Below are 17,052 nucleotides of genomic sequence, written 5' to 3' on the forward strand. Positions count from 1 at the left end.
GGGTGTTGCCGTCCTGTCGTGGTGATTGGCTGCGCCGCGGCGTCAGCCCCGATCGAGCGGGCAGGGGCCAGGGAGAACGTTGAAATTCCGGCGGCGTCCTGGCCCCCCCGGCACTCAATCGTCCTGTTCCGCATCGCCGTAGAATTTCACGCCCAATTGAATGCGATTGCGCCCGCTTTCCACGCGGTGCCGGTTGGTGTCGCGCAGCGAGTAGACGCAGCCGCAGTATTCCTGCTGGTAGAAGTTCTCGCGCTTGCTGATCTCGACCATGCGCGACGAACCGCCGCCCTTGCGCCAGTTGTATTCCCAGTACATCAAGCCGGGGTACCTGGCCGCAGCGCGCACGCCGCAGTCGTTGATCTGCTGCATGTTCTTCCAGCGCGAGATGCCCAGGGAGCTGGTGATCACCGGAAAGCCGTGCTCGTGCGCATACAGCGCGGTGCGTTCAAAGCGCATGTCGAAGCACATGGTGCAACGCACGCCGCGCTCGGGTTCGTTCTCCATCCCGCGGGCCCGCTCGAACCAGTTGTCCCGATCGTAGTCGGCATCGACGAAGGGCACGCCGCACTGCTCGGCAAAGCGGATGTTCTCGTCCTTGCGCAGCTCGTATTCCTTGCGCGGATGAATGTTGGGGTTGTAGAAGAAGATGGTGTAGTCGACGCCGGACGCCAGCATGGCCTCCATCACCTCGCCGGAGCATGGCGCGCAGCAGGAATGCAGCAACACCTTGTCGTGGCCGGCAGGCAGGGGGAGTGGTGTGCGGGTTGCGGTGGTATCCATCAGTGGGCTCCGGATGTCGTGGCGGTGCCATTGGCAGGCTGGCGGGCCAGTTCGATGAAGGCGCGCAGGTAGTCGACGGCGATATCGGCCTCGCGTGCGCCCAGGAAGATCTGCTTGGCGATGCCGCGCGCACCCAGCCGCACCGGCACCACGTCCATCCTGGCGGCGTATTCCTCCACCAGCCAGCGTGGCATGGCGGCCACGCCGCGGCCACTGGCCACCATCTGCATCATGATGTCGGTGGTTTCGATGGCCTTGTGGCGCCTGGGCGTGACACCGGCCGGCAGCAGGAACTGGCTGTAGATGTCCAGGCGCTCGAGGTCCACCGGATAGCTGATGAGCACCTCGCGTGTGAGCTGCTGGGGCTTGACGTAGGCGGCCGACGCCAGCGCATGGCCCTTGGCCACGACCAGCACCTGCTCGTAGTCGAACACCGGCTCGAACCGCAGCCCGGGCTTGTACAGCGGGTCGGGCGTGACCAGCAGATCGATCTCGTAGCCGAACAGCGCGCCGATACCGCCGAACTGGAACTTCTGCTTGACGTCCACATCCACGTCCGGCCAGGTGGCCAGATAGGGCGCCACCAGCTTGAGCAGCCACTGGTAGCAGGGATGGCATTCCATGCCGATGCGCAGCGCGCCGCGTTCGCCCTGTGCGAACTGGCCCAGGCGCTCCTCGGCCAGGTCCAGTTGCGGCAGCACCCGGTTCGCCACCGCCAGCAGGTACTGGCCGGCCTGGGTCAGGCGCAGGTTGCGTCCCTCGCGCAGCCACACGTCGGTGCCCAGCTGTTGCTCCAGCTTCTTCATGCTATGGCTCAGCGCCGACTGGGTCAGGTTCAGCACGCCGGCGGCGGCGGTCAGCGAGCCTTGCTGCTCGACTTGCTGGACGATGGTGAGATGGATGCGCTCAAGCATTCAGATGATCCGAATTCATGGATTGTTGAAATAACACCATTTTACTTCATTGAATGCGAGCCCTAGCATCGGGGTTCGTCGTTTCAGGTCAACCCGCATGACTGTCAACGTGCCACACCCCCTCCGCGTCGTCGCGGTCTCCGGCGGGCTGCAGCGCCCCTCCAAGGCCGTCGCCCTGGCCGAGCACCTGCTGGCGCTGATCGCCGCTGCCGTGCCGTGCGAGCAACATCTGGTCGAACTCGGGGCGTTGGCGCCACAGTTCGCCGGTGCGGTCTGGCGCTCGCAGCTGCCGGCAACGGTGGAGCAGGAACTTGCCGCCGTGGAGCAGGCGGACGTGGTGGTGGTGACCACGCCGGTCTATCGCGGCTCCTACACCGGCCTGTTCAAGCACTTCTTCGACTTCATCCACCAGGATGCCTTGATCGACACCCCGGTGCTGTTGGCGGCGACCGGCGGCAGCGAGCGCCATGCGCTGGTGATCGACCACCAGTTGCGGCCACTTTTCAGCTTCTTCCAGGCGCGCACATTGCCGCTGGGCGTTTACGCCACCGACCGCGACTTCCTGGACTACCGCGTGCACAACGAGGCCCTGGCCGAGCGGGCCAGGCTGGCGGTACAGCGGGCATTGCCGCTGATCGCATTGACGCGGCAGCCAGGTGCCATTGCCGCAGAAAACGTCGCCGCGGCCTGAGGCCACCCGGCCACGGTTGCGCGGCGGGTCAACACTGCGCGCCGGCTACAGGATCGGTTGGCAACTGTCCGCAGATCCAAAGTCCCGGCATCCATCCAGCAGGGATCCACCCCTGCGCCGAGACCTGCGCTCGTAATCAATTTCGGAAACAAGGCGTCAGCTTGCAATGACTCAGGAATTCACCTTCAGCATCAAACGTCAGCGGTTTGACGAGGACTACCGTCCCGCGGCCAACACGCGCAACACGACGAACTTTGCCAACCTGGCCAGGGGGCAGCGTCGGCAGGAAAACCTGCGCAACACGCTTGCGATGATCAACAACCGCTGCAACGACCTGGCGCATTGGGATAACCCCAACCGCGACCGCTACGCGGTGGAGCTGGACATCATCTCTGTCGAGATGAACATCGGCGAGAACGACAGCGGCGATGCATTTCCGCTGATCGAGATATTGAAGCCCAGCATCCTCGACAAGACGAGCGGCGCGCGCATCGATGGCATTGCAGGGAACAATTTTTCCTCCTACGTGCGCGACTACGATTTCAGCGTGCTGTTGCCGGCGCACAATCAGGACGCGTCCGGCTTCAGCATCCCGAATGATTTCGGCAGCCTGCACGGAAAGCTGTTCAAGCACTTCGTGGACTCGGATGCCTACACGGCGCGTTTCGCCAAGCCGCCGGTCATCTGCATCAGCGTCTCCAGCAGCAGGGTCTATCACCGAACCGGCAACCGGCACCCCGTGCTCGGCATCGAATACCGGCAGGACGAATTTTCCCTGACCGATCGCTACTTCGAGAAGATGGGCCTGCAGGTGCGCTATTTCATGCCTCCCAACAGTGTCGCCCCGCTGGCTTTTTACTTCTTCGGCGACCTGCTCAACGACTACACCAACCTGGAGCTGATCGGCACCATCAGCACCATGGAGACGTTCCAGAAGATTTACCGCCCGGAGATCTACAACGCCAATTCCGCGGCGGGGGCCATCTACCAGCCGAGCCTGAAGCATCAGGATTATTCCTCTACCCAGATCGTCTACGACCGGGAAGAGCGCAGCCAGCTCGCGGTGACGCAGGGCAAATTCACCGAGGAGCACTTCATCAGGCCCTACGGCAAGATTCTCGCGCAGTGGGTTTCCCACCACGCTGTCTGATCAACAAGAACGCAAGACACCACTCATCATGAAAAAGCTGCTCCCTACCTCCACCGCCGGCAGCCTGCCCAAGCCGTCCTGGCTCGCGCAGCCGGAGAAACTCTGGTCGCCCTGGAAGCTGCAGGGCGAGGAACTGATCGAAGGCAAGCAGGATGCATTGCGCCTGTCGCTGCAGGAACAGCAGCACGCCGGCATCGATATCGTCAGCGACGGCGAGCAGACCCGCCAGCATTTCGTCACCACCTTCATCGAACACCTCAGCGGCGTCGATTTCGAAAAGCGCGAAACCGTCAGGATCCGCAATCGCTACGACGCCAGCGTCCCCACCGTCGTTGGCGCGGTGAGCCGCCCCAGGCCGGTGTTCGTGGACGATGCCAGGTTCCTGCGCCAGCAGACCCGGCAGCCGATCAAATGGGCGCTGCCCGGCCCCATGACGATGATCGACACCCTCTTTGACGCGCACTACAAAAGCCGCGAAAAGCTGGCGTGGGAATTTGCCGTCATCCTCAACCAGGAAGCCAGGGAGCTGGAAGCGGCCGGCGTGGACATCATCCAGTTCGACGAGCCGGCCTTCAATGTCTTCTTCGACGAGGTCAACGACTGGGGTGTTGCCACCCTCGAGCGTGCGGTCGAAGGACTCAAGTGCGAGACCGCCGTCCACATCTGCTACGGCTACGGCATCAAGGCCAATACCGACTGGAAGCAGACCCTGGGGTCGGAGTGGCGTCAGTACGAAGAGTCGTTTCCCAAGCTGCAGACATCCACGCTCGACATCATCTCGCTGGAGTGCCACAACTCGCACGTGCCGATCGACCTGATCGAACTGGTGCGCGGCAAGAAGGTGATGGTCGGGGCCATCGACGTGGCAAGCAATACGATCGAAACGCCGGAAGAAGTCGCCGCTACGCTGCGCAAGGCGCTGCGCTTCGTCGATGCCGACAAGCTCTACCCGTCCACCAACTGCGGGATGGCGCCTCTGGCCCGTGATGTTGCAAGAGGCAAGCTCAAGGCCCTCAGCGCAGGCGCAGACATCATTCGCGCAGAACTGGCAGCCCGCTAGCGCGTCGGTGCTGGCGTTTGATCGGCGGCCAAAGCAGCTGGGCCGCGGCTAGCGTCATCCTGCTGACGCTAGCGGCCACCACGGCTAGCGACGCAACCACCAACAAGCCCCCGCATGCGGGGGCTTGTTGGTCTTCCATCACGGTGCAGGGCTCAGTAATTGACCTGCAACTGCAGCCGCAGCAAGTCGCCTTCCACCACCGGATACGGCGCGGTGGTGACGTCGGTGCGCTTCATCTTCGAATAGGCGAACACCAGTTCCAGCGCATCCATCGGCTGCCACTCGACGCCGGCTTCCACTTCGTCCAGGCGCATACGCGGCGCATTGGTGTCGAACTTGGAGCCGCCGCGGTAGGTCTGCCACTTCAGGTACGGCAGCAAGGTGCCGTAGCTGCCATCGTGCTTGTACATCGTCTGCACGTAACCGCCACTCAGCGAACGGGTGCGGATGCGCCGCTGTGCGACATCCAGCTCCGGGCCGCGGCCCACTGTCCACTCGGCCTGCAGGCCGAACGGCTGCGGGTAGTAGATGATGTGCGCGGCCACGCGTTGGTCGGTGTAGCCGTTCGGGTCGGTGATGGCCGGGGTGAAGCTGCGGCCACCGATGTTGACTGCTGCCGCGGTCGGCACGAAGCGGCCGCTGTAGGCATCGGCACCCACTTCCAGGTACTGGCCGTTGGCGAACTTGAACGGGTAGGTGGCGTGCACCACCGCATGCATGCTGTCGTTGCGCTCGGCGCGGTTGGCGCCCTGGCCGTTGTACACGCCGGCACCGATCACGCCGTAGTCGCCCGAGCCCTTCAAGCCCGACTTGACCAGGTCCTGGAAGCGGCCCTTGGCCACGGTGGGGCTGTAGTAGAACACCGCACCGATATCGCGTTCGTCGCGCAGGCCGGAGTTGAGCGCGTCGGCACGGTCCAGGGTGAGACGGTTCTGGCTGGACTGCAGGTTCTCCCAGCCGTACGGCATCTTCGACTGGCCCACGCGCACGCGGTACTCGCGCTTCTTGTCGAAGTAGATGTCGGCATACGCATCGCGCAGCTGCGCGAAGTTGGAGGTGGTCGAACCGGTCGGCGTGCTCGCAAAGTCCGGCTGGAAGTACAGCGACACGTGCTCGTTGAGATCGCCGCTCAGCACCAGGCGCGCACGCCGGATGCCAAGGCTCTGGTCGTTGCCGATAAAGCGGTCGCCGGGTGCGCGCAGATCCTGCGCGTCGCCGCCGATGCCCTGGTTGTAGCGGATCTGCGTGTAGCCGCGCAGGCTCAGCTTGTCGTACCACTTCTTGCCGGCCTCGCCAGCCTTGGCCGGTGCCGCAGCCGGTACGGGTGCAGGCGCGGCCTGGGCGATGGCGGTGTCGGCAGGTGCCGGCGCCGCAGGGGCGGGCGGCAGTGCCGGTGCGGCCGGCATCGCCGACGCCGGCAGCTTGCCGTTCTCGTCCACCTGCACGAACTTGCCCAGTTTGTCGCGGCCCGGGGCCGGCTCGGCGAAGATCTGCTTGGTCTTGCGGTCGACGTACAGCTCCAGCTCGGCGGCCAGCGTGCTGCCGCTGGCGGTCGCGCTGAGGGCGCACAGGACGGTGGCGAGATTGCGTTTTTTCATTGGTCCGGCTCGTGCAAGGGAAACGGGTCGGCGGCAGCGTCAGGCCGGCGCTGCCCGGCGGGCGGCGAACACGGCGCCGGCACGCCCACCAGGCGCCCGGTCGTCCTGACGGTGCGGCAATGCGTGCAGTTATATTTAGATTTGATGTCAGTTTGGTGACATCGGTGGCCCCGCACAGCGCAACGCTGTGTCAGCTGCGTGTCTGGCGCGTGTCAGTTGTGCGACGTGCAGAAGGCGGGCCCAGCGGCGCGCGGCGCGGACATCAGGCGCGGATGTGACGCTTTGGTTGCTGCCGCCGGCCATCGGACCTGCGGTGCCATGGGTAGATGGTGCCGCCAGGAGCATTTGCCGACGCAAAGGCCGAAGCGCGTGCTTGGCACGGCCATAGCGTGCTGTCGTCGTCGCCAACGCGTGGGCAAGGGACGATGACTCAGAAACATGGCAAAGGCGGGGTCATCGCCCGCCTTTGCCAGATCACGCACCGTGTGGCGTAGCGCCAGGCCGGTGCGGCTGCACGGTGTCGCGCAACACCGTGCCAGGGCTCGGCTCAGCCGCCCGGCGTCGCCTGCAATGCCGCCGCCACCGCATCGCGCAGCGGGGTGGTCGGACGGCCGATCAGCTGGCTCAGCGTGTGGCTGTCGTCGAACAGGCTGCCGCCGCGCGAGGATGCCGAGCACTGCGCCAGCACCTGTGCGAATGCAGCCGGCAGGCCGATCTGCACCAACGCCGCCGCGTAGTCGGCTTCGGGCAGGTCGTGATAGGCCACCGGCTTGCCCGACTGCTGCGCCACCTCGGCGGCATACTCGGCCATCGTGAAGGCCGTATCGCCGGCCAGTTCGTAGACCTTGCCGGCCTGCGGCGTGTCGGCGGCCAGCACCGCTGCGGCGGCCTCGGCATAGTCGGCGCGCGTGGCCGCACTGATCCTGCCCTCGCCGGCGCTGCCGATCACCGCGCCATGCGCCACCTCGGCCGCGATCGAGCCGGTGTAGTTCTCGGTGTACCAGCCATTGCGCAGCAGTACGTGCGGCACGCCGCTCTCGCGCAGCAGCGCCTCGGTGGCCACATGCTCGGGTGCCAGCGCCAGCGTGCTGGTATCGGCATGCAGCACGCTCGTATAGGCCAGCAATTCCACGCCGGCACGCTTGGCGGCTTCGATCACGTTGCGGTGCTGCGGCACGCGTTCGCCCACCGCATTGGACGACACCAGCAGCACCCGGCCCACACCTGCGAAGGCCTGATCCAGGCTCTGCGGGTCCGCGTAGTCGGCGCGACGCACGGTGATGTCGCGTTTTGCGAACTGTGCGAGTGACGCAGTATCGCGGGCCGTTGCTACGATCCGAGCGGCCGGGACACGCTCCAGCAATGCGTCGACCACCAATGCGCCCAGCTGCCCGCTGGCGCCGGTGACGAGGATCAGGGGGGAGGTGTGTGCCATGGTGAACTCCAGTAGGTATTGATAAGAGGTGTGGTCTACTATCTAGACTCTTGGTCCGCGCACCTATTGTCAGGGCCGTTCGAACCTCCGCAAGGAGGCAGTTTTCCACCCCCTGGTTACCGTGAGATATCCCAGTGAACGCGATTGCTCTGTTTCCGCCGCCGCCGTCCCTGCAAGGTATGCCGTTCGACGCCACCAAGTGCCCGGTGCGCGACGTGCTCGATCAGATCGGCGACAAATGGACCATGCTGATCCTGCTGACGCTGATCCCCGGCCCCTCCCGCTTCAGCGCCATCCAGCGCGCCGTGCCGGACATCTCCAAGCGCATGCTGACCCAGACCCTGCGCAACCTCGAGCGCAACGGCATGATCACCCGCAAGGTCTACGCGACCAAGCCGCCCAGCGTGGAATATGCCTTGTCCAAGCTCGGCGTGGCGCTGCTCGGCCCGATCTCGCAGCTGCTCAACTGGGCAGGCGAGAACCATGCGGCCATCCGCTCCGCGCGCGAACGCTTCGATCATGCCCAGCAGCCGGCTGTTGCGCTGGATGCCGACGAAGCGCTCGCGTAAGCGCCGGTTTGCAGTATCGGCAAGCGAGCTGACGGCGCTGACTGTAGGTGGGCGCCTCGGCGCGTTGGTGGATCGCCTAGGCGCTTGCACCAGGCGCAGCGGTGGATGGATTTCCGCGTCTGTCAGGCGTGCTCTGTCGAGGCATCGATACCCGGGCCCGGAAGCGTAGGCGGCTCAGTGGCGGACTCGCCATGCATCGCCGCTGTCGGGGGCACGCCCTGGCACCTGGACCCGACCCCAGAGTGACGACATCACAGCCACCACGGCCTGCCGTGCATGCAGCAGCCCCGCCGTCGATCTGTGAACGCGTGCTCACAAAATCCCGCGCCGGATAAACGACTGCCAGCGCAGCCACCCCACGCGTCGCCCGCAAACCCTTGCGGCATAACGGGCCTGGCGCGTGCTATCGCTGCCATCGCTAATTTCAATCGCAAGCCGGCTCAAGCGTCTGCACCAGCACCCGATAAGGGGCTCACCTTACCTCGCGAATCCGCTGCGCCATGCCCGTCTTCGGCACCCTGTCCGCCTCGACGCGACGCACCCTGGGCGCTGCCCTGCTCGCGCTGTGGTGCGGCTGGATCGCCGTGGCCTGGACCACGCCCCACGCGCAAGCCACCGACGTCGCCAGTGCATGGGCGCAGGTCCAGGCCAGCCTGCCGGCCGCGCAGCAGGCGCCGATGCTGATCGGCGTCGCCGGTGCCTGCGCCTGCACCGACCCGGCCGCCGATCGCGCCTGGGCCGTGCTCAGCAGCGCGGTACGTGCGCGTGGCGGCCAGGTGCGCATGCTCGACACCCCCGCGCTGCGTGGCAGCGGCTATGCCGTGTGGCTGCTCGGTGCCGACGGCCAACCGCGCTACGCCGGCCCCGCAGACGGCGGCGCCGTGTGCGGCACCGCCGGCACGGCGGATTGGTCGCGCTGGTTACCCGATGTCCTGGCGCGCACCCCGGGTGCCGCGCTGGTGTCCCCTTGTCCCTGTGCCGTGGAGTCGCTGTCATGATGGAACTGTCCGCATCGGCGCCGCCGACCTCCACCTACGCCACCCGCCTGGCGATCAAGGCCGACCGGCTGTTTCTGTGGCTGGCCGTGCTGCAGAGCGTCGGCTCGCTGGGCCTGGCCTGGTACCAGGGCCAATGGACCACGTTTCTGGCGGTCACGCTGCCCAGCCTGTTACTGATGGCCTGGCAAGTGCAGGCCAACCCCGGCACGCGCCTGACCCGCATCACCAACGCGCTGGTGCTGATGGCCCTGGTCGCGGCCACCATCCAGCAGGCGCATGGCCTGGTGGAAATGCACTTTGGCGTGTTCGTGATCCTGGCGCTGCTGCTGTACTACCGCGACTGGCTGCCGGTGGTGGTCGCCGCAGGCGCCATCGCCGTGCATCACCTGGCGTTCTACTGGCTGCAATCGCGCGGCATGCCGGTGCAGGCGTTCACCGTCGGCAGCGGCTTCGGCATCGTGGTGCTGCATGCCGGCTACGTGATCGTCGAAACCGCCTTCGTCTGCGTGATGGCCATCCAGCTGCGCCGCCAGGTCGATGCCCTCGACCACGAGGCCGAAGCGCTGGCCGAACTGGCCGACACCCTGGCCACCGGCGCCACCTTGCCGCCGGCCATCCTGCAGCAGCCCTTCCGCAGCGGCTCGCTGGCGCAGGCGTTGGTGCGCATGAGCGTGCAGGTGGAAGAGCGCATCGCCCAACAGCAGCAACTGCTACTGGAAAATCGCCGTATCCGCCTGGCGCTGGATGCATCGGCAATGGCGGTGGCCATCGTCGACGGGCAGGGCGCTGCCATCTATCGCAATCAATCGTTCCAGCAACTGAGCACGCAGGTCGATGCGCATGTGCTGCACACCGCACTGGCCGATGCGGTGCAGCTGGGGCATGACGCAGGCAGCAGCAAAACGCGCGCGCTGGCGGCGTTGCAACTGCAGGAAAACATCACCCCGGTCCGCGATGACGACGGCGCCTCGCTGGGCGTGGTGGTGGAGTGGCAGGACCGCACCCAGGACCTGGCGCTGGAAGAGCAACTGGCTACGGTCATTGCCCAGGCTGCGCGTGGCGAGCTCGGTGCCCGTCTGCAGGGAAATGCTAGGAGCGGCACGCTCGGCCAGCTGGCCGAGGGCGTCAACCAGTTCCTGGCCATCACCGACGACAGCCTGCAGGACATGCGTCGCATGCTGGCGGCGATGTCGCGTGGCGATCTGACCCAGCGCATCGACCGCCACTGCGAAGGCGTGTTCGAGCAGATGAAGCGCGATGCCAATGCCACCGCCGACGAGCTGGCGCGCATCATCACGCAGATCCGCAGCTCCAGCACCGCGATCAATCACGCCGCTGGCCACATCCTGACCCGCAACGATGCCTTGGAGCAGCAGGTGCAGCGCCAGTCGGCCACCCTGGGCCGCACCGCCACCCAGATGCAGGCCGTGCTCGGCACCATGCAGGAGCACACCGCGCAGGCGGCCGACGCCGACAAGCTCACCGCCGCCGCATCCGAGGCCGCACGCAGCGGCGGTGACACCATGCACCAGGCGATGGGCACCATGCAGCAGATGGAACAGGCCTCGCGCCGCATCCAGGACATCGTCTCGGTCATCGACGGCATCGCCTTCCAGACCAATATTCTGGCCTTGAATGCCGCCGTCGAAGCTGCACGCGCCGGCGAAGAAGGCCGCGGCTTCGCCGTGGTTGCGGGCGAGGTGCGCGCGCTGGCATTGCGCTCGTCCGCCGCCGCCAGCCAGATCAAGACGCTGATCGGCGAATCGGTCACGCATATGCAGGCCGGGGTGCAGCAGGTGCGCCACGCCGGCGAAGGCATGCAGCACATCGTCGCCACCATCGGCCAGGTCAGCAGCACGCTCAGCAGGATCGCCGTCGCCTCGCAACAGGAAGCCGGCAGCATCGCGCAGGTGCATCACACCCTCGCCGGCGTAGACGCCGACATGCGCGACGGCGTCACTCGCATGCAGGACGCCAGCGCCGCTGCACGCGCCATGGGCGACCATGCCGCGCAGCTGGAGGATGCAGTGAGTGCGTTTGTGGCCGATGAGCGCGATGGCAGCGCTGAGGCAGCGCAGAGGCTGCGCGTTGCCTGATCTACATCAGCGCATCTTTGGCGCGCGATAGCACCACGCGTGATCTTGCCTGATCGCTGGAGCTGACGCCGGGTTTTCCAGGGCCGATAGTGCAACCACCGCTTTCGGCCGGCCGGTCCACAGAAGCTGTCCAGCATCAGTTGCCAGCGCCTCAGGCAACGCTGCAAGGCGGATGCTGTGGTTCCGACGCCTGCCGATTACTTGCGCAGCTCCCGCAGCTTGCCAGTGAACCAGGATTGGCTGGATACCGGCGCAAGGTTGCCGCAACGCACCTGATACGGCGTGCCCGACATGCTGCTCTTGGTGGCAGCAAGCTCGATGAAGGATTCGGTAGACGTCACCAGCCCCTTCTTCTGCAAGTAGTCGTACTTGCGCTGCAAGTGTTCACTGGCTTTGGGCGCCGCGTACCACGACCCATTGCGCGAAAACTCGCAGTTGGATTGCGCAAGGACCTTGAAAAGCTGATCGACCTCACGCGTGGTGGCGGGCGAAACCCCTTGGGCCGAAAGCGATGCACAGGCACCGAGCAGGAACACTGCAAGACACGATTTAACGTTCATCGACCCATGGTAGCGCATGCCAGCGCCTTGCCGACCGGCATTGAGGAGCGGTACCAAAACAGCTGCGGATCCGCTGCCATGGCCGCATGTCACAGCGGTTACCAGGCGGTATCAACGTCGGCTCCGGCAGCACAGCGCAGTCGGCGAGCGACATGCGCGTGTCACCTCATGCCGGCGTCAGATGGCACCACGCCGACGCGCCCAGGCAATGCCGAACACGGAGCCAAGCGACAGCCCCAGGCCGAGGCCTTGCGGCAGGTTGCCCATTGCTGCCCCGAGGGCAGCCCCCAAGGCTGCGCCGATGCCAATGCTGGTGCCGACCAATTTGGAATAGAGCTTGGTATCTGCTGGTTTCAACATGAGCATTCCTTCGTTGATAGTTGAACCGATCCACCTAACGATTACATTGCGCAGGCGGGAACTGACGCGCACCACACGTCCTGATTCTAATGTCTTGGGCTCGCGTTGCAACTCCGGAACTCCGCGCTGCGTAGCGGAAGCGTGACATCACGCCAACAAGCAAGGCTGATTTTCAGCCCATGAGACGGCAATGCATGCCTGCTCAAGCGCATTCGGAATCGTTATAAAAGCGTTGCTTTGCGAGCTCGCACAGACCAGCGGCAACGCAGCAATGGAGTCATCAGGAAGAATGCTGAACATCAGGCGGCGCGTATCGCAACAGCGTTGAACCCTCGAAGTAATTCCCGTAGTACTCGCTCGCCCTCAGCCCCGGGTTCGCCTCAAAATCGATGTAAGGCTCGGAACAATGCGGGCAGCGGAACGGATTGAGATAGGCGTAGCTGGACCCATCCGGCGCCAGCGGCAGTGCGTCTTCCAGCGCAGCAAGCGCTTCGGCATCCGGCTCGGACAGCGCTGCGGGGCTGCCAGGCAGGTGGCTATCGACGGTGATGCTGTACTTGCCGGACCCCGAGTAGAAGTATCCCGCGTTGCTAAAACCCGCGTGATAGGAGCGGATCAGGAACGAACGTTTGCAGTGGTCGCATTCACAAGAAAGCAGCACGTTGCCACCGATGACTAATCCGCTGAAGTGCAGACCCCTTGCAAACAACCCCTTGCCTGCAAGTGCGGAACTGCTGACGCTGGCGCCCGGCAGAAAGAACGGCTGAAACCTGATCCCGGATGCTTGGCCATTCGCAAACGCATCTGGATCGAGCTGCTCGGTCTGCGAAATGACACAGTCTGCCTGGCACCCGAGGTTGGGATGCACACGAACGGAGAAGTGGAATCACCCCGTCGCAGCACCGAGTTCATGCCGGTGCACCTCTCCCGCCGAGTCGGCAAACTCCAGGACGCTGTTGGCCTTCAACCACGCACGGGGCTTGAGCTCGCATGGGACATCGCTCTCGGTAACGCGGCACAACTCTCGCCCATCGGCGCGAACAATCAATAACGGAGCGGCTTTCTTCTTGAAGATGGAGAACATGCTTTCCTTGGCGGCAGTGCGTGAGTGACAGATTGGAACGCTGGGCGCGAGCGCAGCAGAACAATGGTAGCTCTACCGAAGGTTCGGCGCTGCGCTCGCGGTGTTCCTCTTGAAGGCCATGCCTACACTGGCGGGCGCAGTCAACACGAAACCGAACTGCTGATAGAGCCTGTACGCCTGACCATCCGCAATCAGGCTGACGTACGCCGAATCAGGGACTTCCTGCTCAATATAATTGGCGATCTCGCCCATGACAGCCTTACCCAGGCCACGGCCCTGATGTTCTGGCAAAACGGCAATGTCCACCACCTGATAAAAACAGCCGCCATCACCGATAACGCGCCCCATCGCCACCGGCTCGCTATCGCAAAGCACCTGCACGCTGAAGAGCGAGTTGGGCAGCCCGCGCTCGGCGGCTTCAAGTGCCTTCGGACTCAAGCCGCTTGCTTGCCGAAGATGCCGATACGCTTCGACAGTCGGTGTTTGATGCACAACGCGGTAGGGCGTTGAATGAGTCATTGCAAATCCCTGTAGCACCGAACGGCTACGCTCATTCGGTTTGATAGGTGGATGAGGCTTGATTGAAATTCTAGGACGAATCAGCGGGAGAACCAATAGATGCTCTGTTTGCCTCGGTCACTGGAGCAAGCATTTCCAGGAGAGCTTTAGCCAACAAGCGAACCTGCTCCCAAGCGGGGTGCTGCATTGCTACAAGATTTACGGTGCGCCCCGAGCCTCCTGGTATGTCATTGACCGGAACAAGATGTGCCGCAGCCATCAATGCAAGAAGAGCAGATTCCTGCTGCTCTGTGAAGAAGCCAGTAACTATCAGGTTATGTCCGTACAGAGCATCATCTCGTAGCTCCCAAGCGGTGTTGTAGTCGCCCATCGCTTGGCTGCTCCTACTCTGGCTCGACCAACGCCTCTACAGTAAAGGGGAAAGCATTGTATGAGAGGTGTGATGCCTCAATTGCCGACATTTGTGGGGGATCAGACATGGATTTCAATAGCCCGGCTAAGTTGGACTGTTAAGCGTCTTCGGCTTGAGCGAATAGCTAAGTCAACCGGCGGAGCGGCTTCGTCTCGAATGAATTGTCACGCCGCATGCCGATACGTCACGGCGGCAAATCCAATGATTGCTGCAAGGATAAGCATGACAATCCATCCTGACCTCTGATGGAACGGCACTGGGTTGCACCCAATCTGCGCTTCCGCCGCCGAAGCGTTAACTATCCAGCCGTGGGAGCAAACGGGGCAAATGAGCTGATACTGCTTGGAGATAACCCATCCGAAAAGATGGTAGAAGTGTCCGTACGTGTACTTGAGACGCAGTGTAAAGACTTGCTCTTGCTCGCACCTCTGGCAGTGCTCATGCTCTGCCAGGTCGAAGGTCAGCACTCGCTCGCCCCATCCCCAAAGAATCATCTGTCTCCCTCGAAATATCCTTAGCGGTCCAGCAACTGGATTAAACAGAACCGCGAACTGGATCCGGCTTGAACGACTTGCCCGGCGTCGCCACTAGTCACTGCTCCCGGCACAGCCAGAGTCCCCCGCATCGCAACCGGAAAAACCAGCGTCCTGACCAGCCGATGCGCCACCATCGGATGACAGATAGAGCGGGTCACTTGTATCGGACGACATGGAGCCAGCTGCCTGAGAAGAAGCAAATGCCGCACAAACCACCGCGCCAATGACTGGAACAAGCCAGATGAGGGCAACTTGCAATGCGCGTTGTGATGGCGACAGCACCGAAACGCGAAGCACGGCAACCGATGCAACGATATTGCCAAGCGCAAGTACCACACCCAATAGAAGCATCAACTTCATCCAAACCTCCAAGTCGCCTGACTATTACCGGGGCTGCCTGTGTGGCGTAAAAACGATCCTCGCCGAGTCGTCCATTGCCGTCAATCGCTGCAAGCCTTTGCAACAAACGCTCGTTATGCCAGCGCGGCTGCCCATGACCATGTGCCATGCCATAGTCAAGCTGATCCAACGTGAGATGCAGGACGACGGCTTGGTGCTCCACTTTTGTCCTCCTGCGCGAGAAGCAGTGAGCGCGCAAGGTGTGATGCTAAACGCGTTGCGCTTGATGCGGGCGTTGGTCTGCATGCTGCGCGACGCATCTGCTTAGTCCTTGGGTGCCACGCTGACGACCAGCTCGCCGTTGCGCATGCGGATGTGGAATTTGCTGCCGATGGTGAAGCCGAGTTGTTCCAGCCAGCGGCCGCGTAGGCGCAGCGTGGGGATGCGTTGGTGGCTGTCTGGGTAGTAGCCGTAGCCAACGGTGCAGTGCTGCGGGGCCCGTGGGTGGCCTTGGCGGCGCGGCTTGCCGGGATCGGGGCGGGGCTCGGGGACGGGGGTGCGCTCGAGGTAGCGCCGCGGCGTGATCGTTGGGTCGAGCGAGTGCCAGCCGATCTCGGTGGGCGGTGGCACCGTGGCGCGCTTGCGCGCTGGCTTGGGACTAGACGTGGATCGACGCATGGCAAAGCCCTCCTTGACGAACAGGCCCCGACGCCGGGCGGCGACGGGATGTCGGGAGGTTAGAAACCGCGAACAGTCGGCGGGCGTATTTCCCCGAAGGGTGTTGTATTAGCCGCCCTCCCGACGCAGGCATCGCGTCGGTTGCACCCGCAAGAAGCTGCAGGCACAAAAAACCCACCGGTTTGACGGAGGTGGGTACCGCTGTTCGAGGAGTTTCTACGCTCCTTGAGGAAGAGATTGCTGCGTGTTTGTTGGGATGTCAACTGCCTCGATAAGCAGGGAGCCGATCAGCGTCCAACGAAGCCGTTGCCCATACCGATGAGGCATCTGGAAAATAACCCCGCCCCCTCATTCTCAATTTTTAGCGGGCTGATGCACCTCAGACTCCAGGCGAAGAACGCGGTATCCGAGAAAGGCGCACAAGACAGCCATAGTGATGAGCAAGCCTTTGAACACCATAAAATTTCCAGCTAGGTCTAACGCCTGAGTTAAGCCGACTCACGTAGCGGTTTCGGCTTGGGTGAGTTGCTGTGGCTCAGCGTTGCTAGAACGTAGCCTGCTAGTGCGTACAACACAGAACGCAAGATACCCCACGGCTCGAGTAACTCACCGACATGCGCACCCAGTGCCAAAGACAGAGCCATGTCCGTCAGCTGTACTAGCAAGAATGCAGCACCTACCTGCCAGGCCCTACGAGTCGGGGCACCAGTGGCAAGGCGCCAATAGCAGACGACTGCAATAAGCCCAGTTGCAACACGCCTGAAAAGGCGGGCTCTCTCTACTAGTTGGTCAATCGTCGCCGGTTCGATCTGCGAATGAGCCACCCAGACTCCGCTAAGAACACCGACACCACTGGTCAGAAACATGAGTAGAGCAGACCAGCCAACGACGCGCTTCCAGTTCACAGCACTCTCCCCCTGAGTTCCAACACCGGAATCAAGCCGACTCGCGAAGCGGCTTCGGCTTGAATGAAGTGCTAGGCGGCAGCTTACCGCCCATTGGCACGACTAGCCTCCTGAAAAAGCGCGTCAAGGTCCGAGCTGGACATCTTGCTGAGCCTGTCATACGCGGGTTTGGTGGCGGACTCGGTCCCAGTACCTTCGCCGCGCAACTCAATGCCACCGTTACCGTCCGGCGTGAGGATAAAGACGAACGGAGCAGCGGGATTGGGCACGCTAGCAGCGACCACTACGGAATGCCCGTCAGCGCAGCCATATATCAGCCACTCATTGCCTCCGAACTTCTTCAGGGCCGGTCCAATGTTGCATTGAAG

At 63.5% G+C, this 17,052-nt stretch carries 18 protein-coding genes; 6 read left to right on the top strand and 12 right to left on the bottom strand.

Going from position 1 to position 17,052, the window contains the following annotated elements:
• Window positions 1-114 precede the first annotated feature (114 nt).
• Window positions 115-780: an epoxyqueuosine reductase QueH gene (locus ACCQ04_RS01660; protein ID WP_039517469.1), complete on the bottom strand. Its 666-nt coding sequence runs from the start codon at window positions 778-780 to the stop codon at window positions 115-117.
• Window positions 780-1,694, bottom strand: a complete 915-nt coding sequence (locus tag ACCQ04_RS01665) for a LysR family transcriptional regulator (RefSeq protein ID WP_024938835.1) — start codon at window positions 1,692-1,694, stop codon at window positions 780-782. The genes ACCQ04_RS01660 and ACCQ04_RS01665 overlap by 1 nt, the downstream gene beginning before the upstream one ends.
• Window positions 1,695-1,791: 97 nt before the next feature.
• Between ACCQ04_RS01665 and msuE the strand changes: the two genes are divergently transcribed.
• From msuE to ACCQ04_RS01680, 3 genes are all read left to right on the top strand, one after another.
• On the top strand, window positions 1,792-2,385 hold the full coding sequence (gene msuE / locus ACCQ04_RS01670) for an FMN reductase (protein WP_226427001.1): 594 nt from the start codon (window positions 1,792-1,794) through the stop codon (window positions 2,383-2,385).
• Between the two features lie 166 nt (window positions 2,386-2,551).
• Window positions 2,552-3,535: a DUF1852 domain-containing protein gene (locus ACCQ04_RS01675; protein WP_184432430.1), complete on the top strand. Its 984-nt coding sequence runs from the start codon at window positions 2,552-2,554 to the stop codon at window positions 3,533-3,535.
• 28 nt (window positions 3,536-3,563) lie between these two features.
• Window positions 3,564-4,595: a methionine synthase gene (locus ACCQ04_RS01680; protein WP_184432428.1), complete on the top strand. Its 1,032-nt coding sequence runs from the start codon at window positions 3,564-3,566 to the stop codon at window positions 4,593-4,595.
• Window positions 4,596-4,747: 152 nt separating this feature from the next.
• On the opposite strand, the gene ACCQ04_RS01685 is transcribed toward ACCQ04_RS01680, so the two are convergent.
• Together ACCQ04_RS01685 and ACCQ04_RS01690 are read right to left on the bottom strand one after the other, a co-directional pair.
• The gene (locus ACCQ04_RS01685) at window positions 4,748-6,193 is read right to left on the bottom strand and encodes an OprO/OprP family phosphate-selective porin (RefSeq protein ID WP_104646737.1); all 1,446 of its coding nucleotides are present in this window, start codon (window positions 6,191-6,193) and stop codon (window positions 4,748-4,750) included.
• A 547-nt stretch (window positions 6,194-6,740) separates the two neighbouring features.
• Window positions 6,741-7,628, bottom strand: coding sequence for an SDR family oxidoreductase (locus ACCQ04_RS01690; RefSeq protein WP_226427000.1), 888 nt, complete (start codon window positions 7,626-7,628; stop codon window positions 6,741-6,743).
• A gap of 134 nt (window positions 7,629-7,762) precedes the next feature.
• Here ACCQ04_RS01690 and ACCQ04_RS01695 point away from each other — a divergent pair, with 134 nt between their 5' ends.
• The 3 genes from ACCQ04_RS01695 (at window position 7,763) to ACCQ04_RS01705 (ending at window position 11,291) form a co-directional block, all read left to right on the top strand.
• On the top strand, window positions 7,763-8,197 hold the full coding sequence (locus ACCQ04_RS01695) for a winged helix-turn-helix transcriptional regulator (protein WP_046345376.1): 435 nt from the start codon (window positions 7,763-7,765) through the stop codon (window positions 8,195-8,197).
• Window positions 8,198-8,697: 500 nt separating this feature from the next.
• On the top strand, window positions 8,698-9,195 hold the full coding sequence (locus ACCQ04_RS01700; RefSeq protein ID WP_046345378.1) for a hypothetical protein: 498 nt from the start codon (window positions 8,698-8,700) through the stop codon (window positions 9,193-9,195).
• Window positions 9,192-11,291 (top strand): methyl-accepting chemotaxis protein, encoded by a 2,100-nt coding sequence (locus ACCQ04_RS01705; RefSeq protein ID WP_372358636.1) that lies wholly within the window; start codon window positions 9,192-9,194, stop codon window positions 11,289-11,291. The genes ACCQ04_RS01700 and ACCQ04_RS01705 overlap by 4 nt, the downstream gene beginning before the upstream one ends.
• 197 nt (window positions 11,292-11,488) lie before the next feature.
• Here ACCQ04_RS01705 and ACCQ04_RS01710 read toward each other — a convergent pair whose 3' ends face one another.
• From ACCQ04_RS01710 to ACCQ04_RS01745, 8 genes are all read right to left on the bottom strand, one after another.
• Window positions 11,489-11,851: a YfeK family protein gene (locus ACCQ04_RS01710; RefSeq protein WP_154831268.1), complete on the bottom strand. Its 363-nt coding sequence runs from the start codon at window positions 11,849-11,851 to the stop codon at window positions 11,489-11,491.
• Window positions 11,852-12,028: 177 nt separating this feature from the next.
• On the bottom strand, window positions 12,029-12,211 hold the full coding sequence (locus tag ACCQ04_RS01715) for a glycine zipper domain-containing protein (protein WP_102253267.1): 183 nt from the start codon (window positions 12,209-12,211) through the stop codon (window positions 12,029-12,031).
• 280 nt (window positions 12,212-12,491) lie between these two features.
• Window positions 12,492-13,079, bottom strand: a complete 588-nt coding sequence (locus ACCQ04_RS01720; protein ID WP_226426998.1) for a hypothetical protein — start codon at window positions 13,077-13,079, stop codon at window positions 12,492-12,494.
• Window positions 13,080-13,097: 18 nt separating this feature from the next.
• Entirely contained in the window at window positions 13,098-13,295 is a 198-nt protein-coding gene (locus tag ACCQ04_RS01725) for a hypothetical protein (RefSeq protein ID WP_226426997.1), read from the bottom strand.
• Window positions 13,296-13,367: 72 nt separating this feature from the next.
• Window positions 13,368-13,814 carry a GNAT family N-acetyltransferase gene (locus ACCQ04_RS01730; RefSeq protein ID WP_024938824.1) on the bottom strand — a complete coding sequence of 149 codons (447 nt, stop codon included), beginning with the start codon at window positions 13,812-13,814 and terminating at the stop codon, window positions 13,368-13,370.
• 70 nt (window positions 13,815-13,884) lie between these two features.
• Window positions 13,885-14,184 carry a hypothetical protein gene (locus tag ACCQ04_RS01735; protein ID WP_146011361.1) on the bottom strand — a complete coding sequence of 100 codons (300 nt, stop codon included), beginning with the start codon at window positions 14,182-14,184 and terminating at the stop codon, window positions 13,885-13,887.
• 629 nt (window positions 14,185-14,813) lie between these two features.
• On the bottom strand, window positions 14,814-15,122 hold the full coding sequence (locus ACCQ04_RS01740; RefSeq protein WP_226426996.1) for a hypothetical protein: 309 nt from the start codon (window positions 15,120-15,122) through the stop codon (window positions 14,814-14,816).
• A gap of 303 nt (window positions 15,123-15,425) precedes the next feature.
• Window positions 15,426-15,779, bottom strand: coding sequence for a SymE family type I addiction module toxin (locus ACCQ04_RS01745; protein ID WP_226426995.1), 354 nt, complete (start codon window positions 15,777-15,779; stop codon window positions 15,426-15,428).
• Window positions 15,780-17,052 lie beyond the last annotated feature (1,273 nt).

It is taken from the genome of Xanthomonas sp. NCPPB 2866, from assembly GCF_041475745.2.
Classification (GTDB): domain Bacteria; phylum Pseudomonadota; class Gammaproteobacteria; order Xanthomonadales; family Xanthomonadaceae; genus Xanthomonas; species Xanthomonas arboricola.

Bases quoted from the DNA above. Each gene is read 5' to 3' on its own strand.
- ACCQ04_RS01735 (WP_146011361.1), bottom strand. From the start codon at position 14,184: ATGGGCGACTACAACACCGCTTGGGAGCTACGAGATGATGCTCTGTAC.
- msuE (WP_226427001.1), top strand. From the start codon at position 1,792: ATGACTGTCAACGTGCCACACCCCCTCCGCGTCGTCGCGGTCTCCGGC.
- ACCQ04_RS01710 (WP_154831268.1), bottom strand. From the start codon at position 11,851: ATGAACGTTAAATCGTGTCTTGCAGTGTTCCTGCTCGGTGCCTGTGCA.
- ACCQ04_RS01680 (WP_184432428.1), top strand. From the start codon at position 3,564: ATGAAAAAGCTGCTCCCTACCTCCACCGCCGGCAGCCTGCCCAAGCCG.
- ACCQ04_RS01665 (WP_024938835.1), bottom strand. From the start codon at position 1,694: ATGCTTGAGCGCATCCATCTCACCATCGTCCAGCAAGTCGAGCAGCAA.
- ACCQ04_RS01685 (WP_104646737.1), bottom strand. From the start codon at position 6,193: ATGAAAAAACGCAATCTCGCCACCGTCCTGTGCGCCCTCAGCGCGACC.
- ACCQ04_RS01730 (WP_024938824.1), bottom strand. From the start codon at position 13,814: ATGACTCATTCAACGCCCTACCGCGTTGTGCATCAAACACCGACTGTC.
- ACCQ04_RS01740 (WP_226426996.1), bottom strand. From the start codon at position 15,122: ATGAAGTTGATGCTTCTATTGGGTGTGGTACTTGCGCTTGGCAATATC.
- ACCQ04_RS01745 (WP_226426995.1), bottom strand. From the start codon at position 15,779: ATGCGTCGATCCACGTCTAGTCCCAAGCCAGCGCGCAAGCGCGCCACG.
- ACCQ04_RS01660 (WP_039517469.1), bottom strand. From the start codon at position 780: ATGGATACCACCGCAACCCGCACACCACTCCCCCTGCCTGCCGGCCAC.
- ACCQ04_RS01700 (WP_046345378.1), top strand. From the start codon at position 8,698: ATGCCCGTCTTCGGCACCCTGTCCGCCTCGACGCGACGCACCCTGGGC.
- ACCQ04_RS01690 (WP_226427000.1), bottom strand. From the start codon at position 7,628: ATGGCACACACCTCCCCCCTGATCCTCGTCACCGGCGCCAGCGGGCAG.
- ACCQ04_RS01705 (WP_372358636.1), top strand. From the start codon at position 9,192: ATGATGGAACTGTCCGCATCGGCGCCGCCGACCTCCACCTACGCCACC.
- ACCQ04_RS01725 (WP_226426997.1), bottom strand. From the start codon at position 13,295: ATGTTCTCCATCTTCAAGAAGAAAGCCGCTCCGTTATTGATTGTTCGC.
- ACCQ04_RS01715 (WP_102253267.1), bottom strand. From the start codon at position 12,211: ATGTTGAAACCAGCAGATACCAAGCTCTATTCCAAATTGGTCGGCACC.
- ACCQ04_RS01675 (WP_184432430.1), top strand. From the start codon at position 2,552: ATGACTCAGGAATTCACCTTCAGCATCAAACGTCAGCGGTTTGACGAG.